The following is a 12,541-nucleotide window of genomic DNA, read 5'->3' on the forward strand; positions in this document are numbered from 1 at the left end:
GGAGGCCGCGCCGTGCGCTCGCGGCGCGACGCGCTCCGGGCGCTCGCCGCGTCGCTCGCCGCGGCCGCGGCGGGATCGATGGGCTGCGCGCGGCGCGCGCGCGTCGCCGGCGCGGGCGCCGAGGCCTCGCTGTGGTTCGCGTACGGCGGCAAGAACCGCGAGGTGCTCCTGTCGCTCGTCGATCAGTTCCACCGCGAGCAGGGCCGCTACCGCATCGACGCCGTGTACCAGGGCGACTACTTCGAGGCGCTCGCCAAGCTGCGGACCGCGCTCGCCGCGGGCGCGGCGCCCGCCCTGACGCACGTGGTCGGCGAGGTGGTGCCCTACCTGGCCGAGGCGGGCGTGCTCGAGCCGCTCGATCGGCTCCTCGCCGACGCCCCGGGCGGCGATCTCGACGTGGTCGAGGCCCTCGGCCAGTCGGGGACGTTCGTGGGAGGCGGCGAGCGCCCGCTCGTGTGCCTGCCGTTCAACCGATCGACGCCGATCGCCTACTACAACCGGGATGTGTTTCGCGAGCTCGGGCTGTCGCCGCCGACGACCTGGGAGGAGCTCCGCGCGACGGCCGCGCGGCTCGTCGTGCGCGACGGCGAGAGCACGCGGCGGTGGGGCTTCGAGTGCCCGGTCGACTGGTGGTTCTGGGCCGCGCTCGTCGGGCAAGCGGGCGGCGACGTCGTGGCCCCGGACGGCACGCCCACGCTCGGCGGGGAGGCGGGCGTGCGCGCCCTCCGGTTCTGGCAGACCCTCGTGCACGAGGACCGCACGATGAAGCCGCCGCCCGGGCGCGATTACAACGCGTGGCAGGTGACGAACACCGACTTCCTGGCAGGCCGGGTCGCGATGATCTGGACCTCGACCGCGTTCCTCCGGTACCTGGAGGACAACGCGGGCCAGGCGGGCGCGGGGAAGTTCGAGGTCGGCGCCGCCCCGCTGCCGCGCGACGTGCGCGCCTCGGTGCCCACGGGCGGGACGATGTTCGTGATGCCGCGCGGCGCCGCGCCGGCGGCGCAGGAGGCGGCGCTCGCGTTCCTGCGCTGGATGATGCAGCCGGAGCAGGCGAACTCGTTCGCGACGCGGACGGGCTACATCCCCGTCTCGCGCCGCGGCCTCGAGGTGCTCCGGCAGGGCGGCTACTACGCCGCGCACCCGAACGACCGCGTCGCCGTGGACCAGCTCGCGCACGCCGCGCCCTGGCCCTGGTCTCCGGACCTGTTCCGCGTCCAGCGCGAGGCGGTGCAGCCCCGGCTCGAAGAGGCGGTGCTCGCCCCGCGCGACGCCGCCGAGACCCTCTCCGAGGCCGTCCGCGCGGCGCGCGAGCGATGAAGCCCAAGCACCCCCTCTCGCCCTACCTGCTCCTCCTGCCCACCGCGGCCTTCCTGGCGGTGTTCTTCCTGATCCCGCTCCTGCTCGCGGCCAAGAACAGCTTCTTTGCGTGGGACCTGCTCACGCCCCCGCGGTACGTCGGGCTCCGGAACTACGAGGTCCTCGTCGAGAGCGGCGAGCTCGCCGGCACGCTGCTCCGCACGCTCGGCTACAGCGCCGTCGTTGTGGCGCTCTCCGGCGCCCTGGGGCTCGCGCTGGCGGTGGCGCTCGATCGACCTGGGCCTGTCTATGCCTTCGTGCGGGGCGCGGTGTTCAGCGCCTATGTCGTGTCGTGGGTCGCGGTGGCGCTGCTCTGGATGTGGATCCTCGACGCCGAGGGGCTCTTCACCGTCGCGCTCCGCTGGCTCGGCCTGCCGACGATGAGCTGGCTCGGCGATCCCCGCTCGGCGCTGCTCGCGCTGGCCGCGGTGAGCGTCTGGAAGATCACCGGTTATGCCATGGTCATCTTCCTGGCCGGCCTCCAGGACATCCCCCGCGCGCTCCACGAGGCGGCCGCGCTCGACGGCGCCGGCCCGTGGCGGCGGTTCCGCCACGTGACGTGGCCGCTGCTCCGCCCGAGCGCCGCCTTCGTGGCGACGACGAGCCTCATCCTCTCTTTTCAGGCGTTCGACGTGATCCGCGTGATGACGCAGGGAGGGCCGGTCAGAGCGACGACCCTCTTCGTCTACGCGATCTACGAGCACGTCTTCGTGAACCTGCGGGTCGGCCGGGCCAGCGCCATGATCGTGATCTTCTTCGTCTTTTTGCTCCTGTTGACGGTCCTGCAGCTCTGGGCGCTCCGCGCGGGCGCGCCGCGCCAGGGGAGGCGGCCGTCGTGACGGCGGGGCAGAGCGGCGGCGCCCGCGCGGGGCTCTTCAACTCGCACACGTACTCGCGCTCGCGCCGCCTCGTCTCGGACGCCGTGCTCGTCGTGGTGGCCATCGTGTGGCTCGGGCCGTATGCGTGGATGACGATCACCTCGCTGAAGACGCTGCCCGAGATCACCCGCGCTCCGGCTTACCCCTTGCCGCAGGCCTTCCAGCTCGGCGCGTACCGCGAGGTGCTCCAGGCGGTGCCGGTGATGCGGTATTTCGCCAACACCGTGCTCATGGCGACGGCCATCGCGCTCTTGCAGATCGCCCTCGCGCTCCCGGCCGGTTACGCGCTCGCGAAGCTCAGGTTCGTGGGGCGGAGCGCCGCGTTCGTCCTGGTGCTCTCGTGCCTTCTCATCCCGGCGCAGGTGACGTTCGTGCCGGTGTTCACGATGCTCGGCTCGGTCGGCCTCGTGAACACGTTCGGGGCGCTGATCCTGCCCTTCGGGGTGAGCGCGCTCGGCACGTTCCTCGTGCGCCAGGCGCTGCTCTCGGTCCCTGACGAGATCATCGAGGCGGCGAGGATGGATGGGGCTGGCGAGCTCAGGATTGTCTACCTGATCCTCGGCCCGATGCTGCGGCCGACGCTCTCGGCGCTGTTCCTGTTCAGCTTCGTCTTTCACTACAACGATTACTTCTGGCCGCTCGTCATGACGACCGACGACCAGGTACGCACGCTCCCGCTCGCGATCGCGCTCTTGCGGGAGCAGGGGACAGGGGTCCGCTGGCACCTCGTGATGGCCGGCAACGTGATCCTGAGCCTGCCTGTGCTCCTCGTGTTCGCGGCGGCGCAGCGGCAGATCCTGCGCGCGGTGACGGCGCGGATCTGAGCGGCGCCGGCGCCCGGGCAGGCCCGGCGCCGGAGGCCGGCGGTCGAGCGGTCGAGCAGCCGGCGTGTGCATCGACGTGGCAGTGAGCGTCGGGCGCGATCGAGCCCTGCCATCGTCGCTGTCGAGGCCGCCCTGCGCTTCGCTCCGGCGGCGGTCGACTGGAGGGCACAGCGCGCCGCAGCGTCGGCGGTAGAAGAGAGCGCTGCGCGGTTTGTTCTCGTCCGGACGCCCTCTTTTCTGGCCCGGTCGTCGCACCGGCTCCCGCCGGCCGCGGCAGCGCCGGCCAGGGCAGCGCCGGCCAGGCGCTGCGGAAGGAGAGCCACGATGACCACCACCGAGCCAATGATGCAGAAGCAGATGGTCCAGAAGGAAGAGGGCAGGATCACGACGAAGATCGAGGAGAGGACCGGCAGAATTCCGTCCGGTACTTATCTCGGGTTGGCGATCGGCTCGATGGCGATCTCGGCCGGCTGCATGCTGGCCGGCAAGAAGCAGATCGCGAACTTCATCGGCCAGTGGGCGCCGTCTCTGCTCGTGATCGGCCTGTACAACAAGCTGGTCAAGCTGGAGCACGAGCTGGGATACGGCGACTACCGCTGACAGCCTTCCTCCCGGGCTCGGGTCTCCCGAGCTCGGGCCTCCATCCAGCCGGCTGCTCGGCGCCCTCCGTGGCGCCGTCGCGACCCCAGGGTCGAGCCCCGCCCCGGCGTGCGCGGCGCGTGACGCCCTTCGCGCCTCGCCCGAGAACACGCGTTCCCGCTCCCACCTCCGGACGGCGCGCCGCCCGCGGGATCGCCGCCGTCCAAATCCCGACATCTGGCTGGAGTCCTTCTTGCTAAGCTCGCGCACGCGGCGAACGGAGGAACCCATGCGTCTGCGCCTTTCTCGTTCTCTTGTCGTGGCAGGGCTCCTGTCCACGGGCGTTTTCTCGTCAGCTCTCACGGCGTGCGGCCCGGGGGATCCAACCCCGGTGGCCGGGGCCCCTGTCGACGGCCCTGATCAGCAGATCACGGTGACGGAGGTGCCACCGCCGGCCATCAGCGGCGGAACGCTGATCGTCGCCGGCGACGGTCGCACGGCGGTGGCGGCGGACGCCGACCGCGATCGCGTCTGGATCGTCGATCTCGAGGGCGGCGAGCCGGCGGAGGTCCTGCTGGAGCGGGGCGACGAGCCCGGGCGCCTCGTCGAGGACGCGAGCGGCCGGGTCCACGTGGCGCTCCGGCGCGCCGGCGCGGTGGTGACCCTCGATGTCGAGGCGCGGTCGGTCATCGCGCGCAGAGAGGTCTGCCGCGCGCCGCGCGGGGTCGCCTACGACGCCTCGCTCGACGCCATCCACGTCGCCTGCGCCGGCGGCGAGCTCGTGACGCTCCCGGCCTCCGGCGGCCCCGCCGTCCGGAAGCTCCGCCTCGCCCCCGACCTGCGCGACGTCGTGGTCGAGGGCGACCGGCTCCTGGTCAGCCGCTTCAGGTCCGCGGAGACGCTGGTTGTGGGCCCCGACGGCGCGGTGCTCTCGCGCCGCACGCTCCCCGTCTTCTACTCGAACGGGTTCGCCAACTCGGAGTATGCGCCGTCCGTGGCCTGGCGCATGGCGCCGCTCGCCGGCGGAGGTGCGCTGATGGTGCATCAGCGCGCGATGTCGTCGAAGGTCACCCTCAGCCCGGGCGGCTATTACCAGTCTGCCGACTGCGACGGGAACATCGTGCACGCCGCGGTCAGCAGGATCGACCCGGCGGACGTTCCTGACACATCGATCCCCTCGCTGCCCGCGGCCGCGATCCCGAATGTTTCGCTGCCTGTCGACATCGCTGTCGCGCCCGACGGCGCGCGGATGGCCATCGTGGCGGCCGGCAGACGCAGCGTCGTGAGCGCGACCGTCGACAACCTGGAGCGCGACGCCGAGATGAACGGCTGCAGTCCGGAGGTCACCGTGAACGCGCTGAGCGGGCAGCCTGTCGCCGTGGCCTTCGACGGCCAGGGCGGGATCGTCGTGCAGCTGCGCGAGCCGGCAGCCCTGGAGCTGGTCGGCCGGCGCACCATCGCGCTTCCGGGAGCGAGCGTGAAAGACACCGGCCACGAGATGTTCCACCGCCCGCCGAACGGCGTGAGCGCCGTGGCGTGCGCGTCGTGCCACCCCGAAGGGCACGAGGACGGGCGGACGTGGGACTTCGATCCCGTGGGCCTGCGGCGGACGCAGGCGCTGGGCGGCGGCATCCTGAAGACGGCGCCCCTCCACTGGAGCGGTGATCTGCAGGATCTCGCGGGCCTGATGGGAGAGGTGTTCGTCTCCCGCATGGGCGGCCAGCAGCCCGGCGCCCGGCGGCTCGACCTGATGGCCCGTTACATCGACAGCCTGCCCGCCTTCCCGGCGTCGCCGCCCGAGGACGACGCCGCCGTGGCGCGGGGCGAGGTGCTTTTCCATGACAAGCAGGTGGGCTGCGCGGAGTGCCACGGTGGCCCGATGCTCACCAACAACCGGAACGAGGACGTGGGCAAGGGCGAGCGGCTGCAGGTGCCCTCGCTCCTCGGCATCGCCGGGCGCGCCCCGTTCATGCACGACGGCTGCGCGGCGACGCTCCACGATCGCTTCGACCCGCTGTGCGGAGGCGACAAGCACGGTGACATCTCCGGCCTGACCGCCACGCAGCTGGACGATCTGGTCGCCTACCTCGAGTCCCTCTGAGCCTCCGGCGCGCCGCGCTCCTCGCGCGGTACGACCGAGGCGTTCCTCGACATCCGGGGCCGATTGCCACGCGACGAGCCCCCATCACCCGGCAACCAGCGGAGCGGGAAAACCGCGTGTGACGGGGCGCCCGGCCCGGGCGCGCCGCCGGCGGCCGGCGCCGCGCTCTCCGGCGGCACAGCCGTTGCTCGTCCATCGACACAGGCGCAACCGACGCAACCGATGCAACAGACATCGCGGCTCGATGGACCCGGGCCACACGCACGGTCTGTCTTTTTCGAACGTTTCCGAACGTTTCCGAACGTTTCCGCACGTTCATACGTTCGCACGATCTCGCGATTCTCACGCTCTCACGACGGGGCAAGCCGGCGTTTCCGACGAAGCTGCCGACCCGCGAGGTGGAGCAGGCGCAAGGAGGGCACCATGCCTAGAGGCGACAAATCCAGCTACACGACCAAGCAGAAGCGGCAGGCCGAGCACATCGAAGAGGGGTACGAGAAGCGCGGGGTCTCCGAGGAAGAGGCCGAGCGGCGGGCCTGGGCGACCGTCAACAAGATGACCGGCGGGGGGAAGAAGTCGGGATCGGGGGTGGGCAAGCCAGTGAACAAGGAGCCGGCGAAAAAGGGGGGCCGCAAGGGAGGCGCCGCGTCCAGGGCGCGGCCGGCCGCCGCGAGGAGCGCGGCGGCGAAGAAGGCGGCGGCGACCCGCAAGCGGAACGCCGCGGCGAGCGCCGGACGGACCACGGCCGCGAAGAAGGCGCCGGCAAGGGCGAGGGCGAAGAAGAGCGCCGCGTCCAGCGCTCGCTCGCGCAGCTCCTCGGCCACGTCGACGAGCGGCCGCCCCCGCGCCGCGCAGGGCACGGCCCGCCGCGGCGGGGCAGGGGCCTCGCGCAAGACGACCTCGGGGGCGAAGACCGGAGCGCGGCGCGCCGCGAGCGGGGCCTCGCGCAAGACGAGCTCGGGGGCGAGGACCGGAGCGCGGCGCGCCGCGAGCGGGGCCTGACGCCCCGGCGAGAAGAGGAGAGGGGGCGACCATGCAGGAGCTTCAGAGCAACGGAGCGACGAATGGCGAGGGCGGCCTGCTGGGCGACGAGTCCGGGCCGCAGGTAGAGAGCCGGAGAGGGCGCGCGTTCCTCACGAGCCTTGTCCGGGAGCTGTTTCAGACGGAGCGCTCGGCGATGATCCATCCGCGGATCGAGGCGGAGCGCCTCGGCGATGTGCCGCCGGCGCGCGCCATGCGGGCGGTCTCGACCCACGCGGAGGCCGCGCTGTCGGAGATCCGCCCGCTCCTCCGCGAGCGCGGGCTGCCCGTCAGCGCGGGCGGCAGCATGGTGGGCGAGGCCTTCTCGGCCTTGCGCGATCACCTCGCCGATCACCTGCTCAGCACCGAGAGGTCCTACCGCGGCACGCTCCTCGGGATGCGGCACGGCGTCGACCTCGTCGAGCTGCTCCAGTACGTCGCGACCGTGGAGGGCGACACGCCCCTCGCCGCGTGGTGCGCGCGCTGGCTGTCGATGCGCAGGCCTCTGGTCGAGGCGGTCGCCGACGAGCTCGCGTGGTTCGCGGCGCGCCCGATGCGCGCCACGCGGGCGGCGAAGGACGACGTCGTCGCCCACCTCCTCCGGGGCCTCGTGAACGGCGTGGAGCTCGCGGCGCAGCGGCTCCGCCGCCTCGTCACGTTCGCCGGTTGACTCCCGCCGGCCGCGCGCGGAGACAGCCCGGCGCTGGGCCGCGCGCGGCGTCGCGCGCTGCGCCGAAGCCGAGGAGGATGCGCCGTGGAGCAGGGGATTTCGACGTGGGACACGCCGTACGAGCTCCTGAAGAGCCACGGGCCCGGCGTCTCGAGCGCGCTGCTCATCGCGGTCGTCGGGTGGACGGCCGCGGCCTGGGCCGCGCGGAGCGTGCGATCGCTCGGCGCCGACTTCTTCCCGGCGCGGCTCGAGCTCACGCGCCGCTTCAAGGAGCGGCTCGACACGGAGGGGATCGTCGTCCCGGTGCCCCAGCGCGAGCTGCATATCCCCCTTCGCGAGCCGGAGCGGCGCTCTACCCCGCTCCTCTGAGGCGGCGCGCGCGATCCAGAGGGCCCAGAGGCGACCCCGCCGCGCCGCCTCTCGCGCCTGCGCTGGGTCAGGGCGTGCCCATCAGGAGATAATACCAGGTGCCCACCTCGATGGCGTTCGGGTGCGTCCCGCTCACCCGGGTCAGCGTGCTCGTGAAGATCTTCTTGTTGAACGCAAGGCCGTTGCTCGGCGCCTGCGTCTTCACGTACCAGGCGACCGCCATCAGGGCCGATGTCTGGTTGTCCTTCTCGAACAGGACTCCCATCTTCACCTGGCTGTTGTCGGGGCTCGGCAACCGGTAAAGGTACCCGGTGCGGGTCCCCGGGACGGAGCGCGTCCCCTGGGTCCAGTCGCCCTGGGTCGTGTTCCGGGGGGCCGTGAACTGGTTGCTCGTGCTCACGACGTCCAGGAACGCGTCGAGCGCCGGCGCCGTGAAGCTCGGGATCACCTCGGACGTGAAGGTCAGTGTGTTCGAGAAGGTGAGCGTGCTCGCCCACCGCCAGTACTCCGTCTGCGCCTGGAAGCTGAGCTGGCCATTGGAAACACCGTTGCTCCCGAGGGCCACGATCCGGACGAGATCCGCGTTCGAGAAGATCCTGAGCCTCACGTCCGGCGGGATCTGGTCGGTCACACCGGAGCCTGGTTTGGCCTTCGAGGGGCCGCGCGTCGAGATGGAAGCGCCGGCGGCGGGCGCACCGAACGTTGAGTCTGCATCGTTGCTCATGGTTGCGCTCTCTCCTGGGATGACGATCACGACAGCATCGATCGCAGCGCGCAGGCCCTGCCCAGCCCGCGCTCCGGCGGCGGCGCGATCGCGCGTGCGTGTTCACGACGCGCGACCCGCGCGGCCTCACCCGGCGTCGACGAGAGGAAACCTGGATCCTCCCGGCCGCGGCGTCGATGACAGGCGGTCACGCGCGAGGGCCGGCGCGCTCCGGCCGCGGCCCGATGTTCAGTACCGGACCACCTCGACCGCCTCGGTGCCGAGCCGGATCTGCCGCGACGTCGTCCGGCGCTCGACGAGCGAGCCGGCGTCGAGCACGCCCGCGCGCGCGAGCTGCTGGCGGGCGCGGAAGACGTTGACGTTGAGGTGATGGAGGTCGAGCCGCAGCTTGCCGATCAGGTCATCGACGTAGCGCCACCCGCGCTCGGCCGGGGGCAGCCCCGCCTCCCTGTCGCGCAGCCGGGAGCGCGCCAGCATGAGGAGCAGCTCGTGGTGGGCGCGCGCGGCGAGCTGGATGACCTTTTCCCCCTGCACCAGGGCGACGGCGATGTGCTCCTCGTCGTGGCTCACCTCGAAGCGCAGGACGGTGAGGCCGAGGAGCTTGGGGCTCGCCGCGCTCGACGCGGTCGTCGGCACGGCGGCGTCGAGCGCCTGCGGCGGGACGCGCAGGACCCAGGCGCCGCCGGCCTCGATGCGCTCCTGATCCACGGCCGGGCGCGTGCTCCCGTCGATCTCGATCTGCCAGGCGCCGTGCTGATCCTCGAAGAGCGTCACCCGGGGGTCGGCGGCGTCCGGCAGCGCGAGCAGGCCCTCCTCCGCCGCGCGCACCTCGCCGGTGAGCTCGGCCCGCGCGCTCGTGACGGGCGCGCCGGCCTCCTCCACGGTCCAGCGCTCGGCGTCGCCGCCGAACACGAGCTCCGTCCCGGCGTCGAGCGCGACCCGCTCGGCGGACGTGAGCCGCCGGCCGCTGACGTGCGTGCCGTTCGTGCTGCCGAGGTCGCGGATCCACCAGCGCGCCCCGTCCCAGAACAGGACGGCGTGCTCGCCGGAGGCGCAGCGGTCCCGGAGGCGCACGGCGCAGTCGCGCGCTCGGCCGACCCGCGCGCGCGCCGGGAGCGTCACGCGAAGGCCGTCGGCTTCATGCTTCAAGACCGCCATGGATGCAGCGTAAGATGCTGCCGCCGACCACATCAACGGCGTCGAAGGCGAGGCCCCCATGAGCGATCCCGCGGCACTCCTCAGGAAGCTGGCGGGTGAGCTGCACCTGTCTCCCTCGGCATGCGCGGAGATCCAGCGGGCGCTCGCCGAGCACGCCGCGCGCGGCCTCACGGAGGAGCTGCCGGCGACCCTGGTCCGGGACGCGCCGGCGGCGCCGAGGGGCGCGCCGGGGCCCAACGGGGAGGCGCCGGCGGCGGCCGGGGGCGCGCCCGGGCTGACCGGGGACGCGCCGGCGGCGGCCGAGCGCTGCCCGAGCGCCGCGCCTCCGGCGGTCCACGCGCCGGTCGCGGCGTGGCCCTGGGACCGTTACGAGGATCTCGGGCTCATCGGCCGCGGGGGCATGGGCGAGGTGCGGCGCGTGCGCGATCGCGTGATGGGCCGCGTGCTCGCCATGAAGCTGCTGCGCGTCGAGGGGCAAGACGACGCGGACGGCCGGGCGCGCTTCCTCGACGAGGCGCGCCTCACCGCGTGCCTTCAGCACCCAGGGATCGTCCCCGTCCACGACTGCGGGATGCTCCCGAACGGCCAGCTCTGGTTCACGATGAAGGAGGTCCGCGGCCGCACGCTGAGCGCGCTGATCCGCGCGCTCCACGCCTCGGGCGAGGCGGGCCCCTCGCCCGAGGCGCTGCGCCGCGTGCTCGACGTCTTCGTCCGCGTCTGCGAGGCGGTCGCGTACGCGCACGGCCAGGGCGTCCTCCACCGCGATCTCAAGCCGGACAACGTCATGATCGGCGAGTTCGGCGAGGTCCTCGTGATGGACTGGGGCATCGCCCGCGCGACAGCGCGCGGCGCGCTGGCGGACGCGCTCCCGGACAGCGGCCACCACACGCACGTGGGCCTGGTCCTGGGGACGCCGGTCTACATGCCGCCGGAGCAGGCGCGCGGCGAGGCCGAGCAGCTCGGGCCCCCCAGCGACGTGTACGCCCTCGGGGCCGTTCTGTACGAGCTCCTCTGCGGCGAGCCCCCGTTCCGGGGGACGGCGCTGGCCGTCCTGGCGCAGGTGGTCCAGCGGTCGCCCGAGCGGCTCGCCGTCCGGTGCCCCGACCCGATCCCCCGGGATCTCATCGCGATCTGCGAGCGGGCGATGGCGCGCGAGCCGCCTTCGCGTTACGCGAGCGCCGAGGTGCTCGCCGCGGAGATCCGCGGCTTCCTCGACGGCGCCCGCCGTCGCGAGCGGGCGCGCGCCCTGGTCGAGGAGTCGCGCGCGCTGGCGCCGCAGATCGAGGGCCTGCGCGCGCGCGCCCGGGCCCTCCGGGCCGAGGCGAAGGCGGTGCTCGGGCGCCTCGACTCGTTCGCGCCCGCCGCCGAGAAGGCGCAGGGGTGGGCGCTCGAGGACGAGGCGCGCGCGCTCGACCGCGCCGCCGCCCTGGACGAGGCGACGTGGCACCAGAAGCTCCGCGCCGCGCTCAACGAGGCCCCGGACTTCGATGAAGCGCACGCGGCGCTCGCCGACGCCCACCTGGCCGATCTGCGGGCCGCCGAGGAGGCCCGCGACGCCGAGGCCGCGGCGCGCGCCGAGGCGTTCCTCAGGGCGCACGCGCGCGAGCGGCACGCGGTCTTGCTCCGCGGCACCGGGGCCCTCTCGCTGCGGACCGACCCCGAGGGGGCGCAGGTCTGGCTGCTCCGCTATGTCGAGAAGGAGCGCAGGCTTCACGCCGAGCCCCAGGGCCTCCTCGGTCACACGCCGCTCTGCGAGGTCCCGCTCGCGCGCGGCAGCTACCTGCTCTCGATCCGCGCGCCCGGGTACCGCGAGGCGTCGTACCCCGTGAAGATCGGCCGCGGCGAGCACTGGGACGGCGTGCGTCCGGGCGGCGCAGAGCCGTTCGTGGTGCCCCTCCTGCCCTCGGAGGCGCTCGGCGAAGAGGACGTCTACGTGCCGGCGGGCTTCTTCTCGGCCGGCGGAGACCCGCAGGCCGGCGACGGCTTGCCGGCGTGCCGGATCTGGGTCGACGGCTTCGTGGTGCGGCGGCACCCGGTGACGCAGGCCGAGTACCTCGCCTTCCTGAACGATCTGCTCGCGCGCGGGCGCGAGGCGGAGGCCACGGCGGCGTGCCCGCGCGCGGCCCGCGCGATCGCCGGCAACGTGGACATCCCGCTGTTCGCGCGCGACGGGGACGGGCGCTTCGTGCTCGGCCCGCAGGCGCGCGCGGAGCAGGCGCGGCACCCGGTCGCCTCGGTGGACTGGCGCAGCGCCGTCGCCTACGCGTCCTGGTTGGCGGCGCGCACCGGCGCGCCGTGGCGCCTCGTCGGCGAGCTCGAGCGCGAGAAGGCCGCGCGCGGCGTCGACGGGCGCTTCTTCCCCTGGGGAGACGAGCCCGAGCCGACGTGGGCCTGCATGGTGGGGGGCCGCCCCGGCCCCGCGAGCCCGGCGCCGGTGGACGACCATCCGACGGACGAGGGCCCCCACGGCGCCCGGGGCCTCGCGGGCAACATCCGCGACTGGTGCGCCGAGCTGTGGATGCCCGACGGCCCCACGGTGGTCGACCGCATCGCGCGCCTAAAGCCAGCGGACGCGGCGGCTCCGGGGCTCCGCTCGATCCGCGGGGGTGCGTGGAGCTCCGGGCCCCCCGCTGTGTGCCGCGCGGCAGGTCGCTTCGCCGCGCGCCCGGAGGATCGCTTCAGCGCCGTGGGCTTCCGTCTCGCCCGGCCAGTCGTCGCTGGCGGGTAGCCGGCGGCCGCCGGCGCGCAGCGGGATGCGGTCGTACGCGGCGATCGGCCGCGCCTGGCTGCTGGGCCCGCATCGCAGCGCTGGCGGATGTCACGAAGGACCCGCGCCACGGGAACAACGCCCCTTGCCAC

The 12,541-nt window shown here is 73.6% G+C and carries 10 protein-coding genes and 1 pseudogene; 9 read left to right on the top strand and 2 right to left on the bottom strand.

Annotated features, from left to right (window positions below; all coding sequences use genetic code 11):
- Positions 1-12: 12 nt before the first annotated feature.
- The 8 genes and pseudogenes from WMF27_RS46630 to WMF27_RS46665 all read left to right on the top strand — a co-directional run bounded on the left by WMF27_RS46630 (position 13) and on the right by WMF27_RS46665 (position 7,800).
- Positions 13-1,320, top strand: a complete 1,308-nt coding sequence (locus WMF27_RS46630) for an ABC transporter substrate-binding protein (protein WP_437762414.1) — start codon at positions 13-15, stop codon at positions 1,318-1,320.
- The gene (locus tag WMF27_RS46635) at positions 1,317-2,198 is read left to right on the top strand and encodes a carbohydrate ABC transporter permease (RefSeq protein WP_437762413.1); all 882 of its coding nucleotides are present in this window, start codon (positions 1,317-1,319) and stop codon (positions 2,196-2,198) included. Before WMF27_RS46630 ends, WMF27_RS46635 begins: the two co-directional genes overlap by 4 nt.
- Positions 2,195-3,061, top strand: a complete 867-nt coding sequence (locus tag WMF27_RS46640) for a carbohydrate ABC transporter permease (RefSeq protein WP_437762412.1) — start codon at positions 2,195-2,197, stop codon at positions 3,059-3,061. The genes WMF27_RS46635 and WMF27_RS46640 overlap by 4 nt, the downstream gene beginning before the upstream one ends.
- A gap of 324 nt (positions 3,062-3,385) precedes the next feature.
- On the top strand, positions 3,386-3,661 hold the full coding sequence (locus WMF27_RS46645) for a hypothetical protein (RefSeq protein WP_437762411.1): 276 nt from the start codon (positions 3,386-3,388) through the stop codon (positions 3,659-3,661).
- 370 nt (positions 3,662-4,031) lie between these two features.
- Positions 4,032-5,741 (top strand): cytochrome-c peroxidase, encoded by a 1,710-nt coding sequence (locus WMF27_RS46650; protein WP_437762410.1) that lies wholly within the window; start codon positions 4,032-4,034, stop codon positions 5,739-5,741.
- 423 nt (positions 5,742-6,164) lie between these two features.
- Positions 6,165-6,467: pseudogene (locus WMF27_RS46655) on the top strand (hypothetical protein); the annotation flags it as partial.
- 307 nt (positions 6,468-6,774) lie between these two features.
- Complete coding sequence (locus WMF27_RS46660) at positions 6,775-7,431, top strand: hypothetical protein (RefSeq protein ID WP_437762409.1); 657 nt, start codon at positions 6,775-6,777, stop codon at positions 7,429-7,431.
- Between the two features lie 84 nt (positions 7,432-7,515).
- A complete protein-coding gene (locus WMF27_RS46665) occupies positions 7,516-7,800 on the top strand; it encodes a hypothetical protein (protein WP_437762408.1) in 285 nt (94 codons plus the stop codon).
- A 67-nt stretch (positions 7,801-7,867) separates the two neighbouring features.
- Here the strand turns inward: WMF27_RS46665 and WMF27_RS46670 are convergent, their stop codons facing one another.
- Both WMF27_RS46670 and WMF27_RS46675 read right to left on the bottom strand, forming a co-directional pair.
- A complete protein-coding gene (locus WMF27_RS46670) occupies positions 7,868-8,524 on the bottom strand; it encodes a hypothetical protein (RefSeq protein WP_437762407.1) in 657 nt (218 codons plus the stop codon).
- 228 nt (positions 8,525-8,752) lie between these two features.
- Positions 8,753-9,682, bottom strand: a complete 930-nt coding sequence (locus WMF27_RS46675) for an FHA domain-containing protein (protein ID WP_437762406.1) — start codon at positions 9,680-9,682, stop codon at positions 8,753-8,755.
- Between the two features lie 58 nt (positions 9,683-9,740).
- Here WMF27_RS46675 and WMF27_RS46680 point away from each other — a divergent pair, with 58 nt between their 5' ends.
- Positions 9,741-12,410, top strand: coding sequence for a protein kinase domain-containing protein (locus tag WMF27_RS46680; protein WP_437762405.1), 2,670 nt, complete (start codon positions 9,741-9,743; stop codon positions 12,408-12,410).
- Positions 12,411-12,541 lie beyond the last annotated feature (131 nt).

Source organism: Sorangium sp. So ce281 (genome assembly GCF_051527395.1).
GTDB classification, from domain to species: Bacteria; Myxococcota_A; Polyangia; order Polyangiales; family Polyangiaceae; genus Sorangium; species Sorangium cellulosum_B.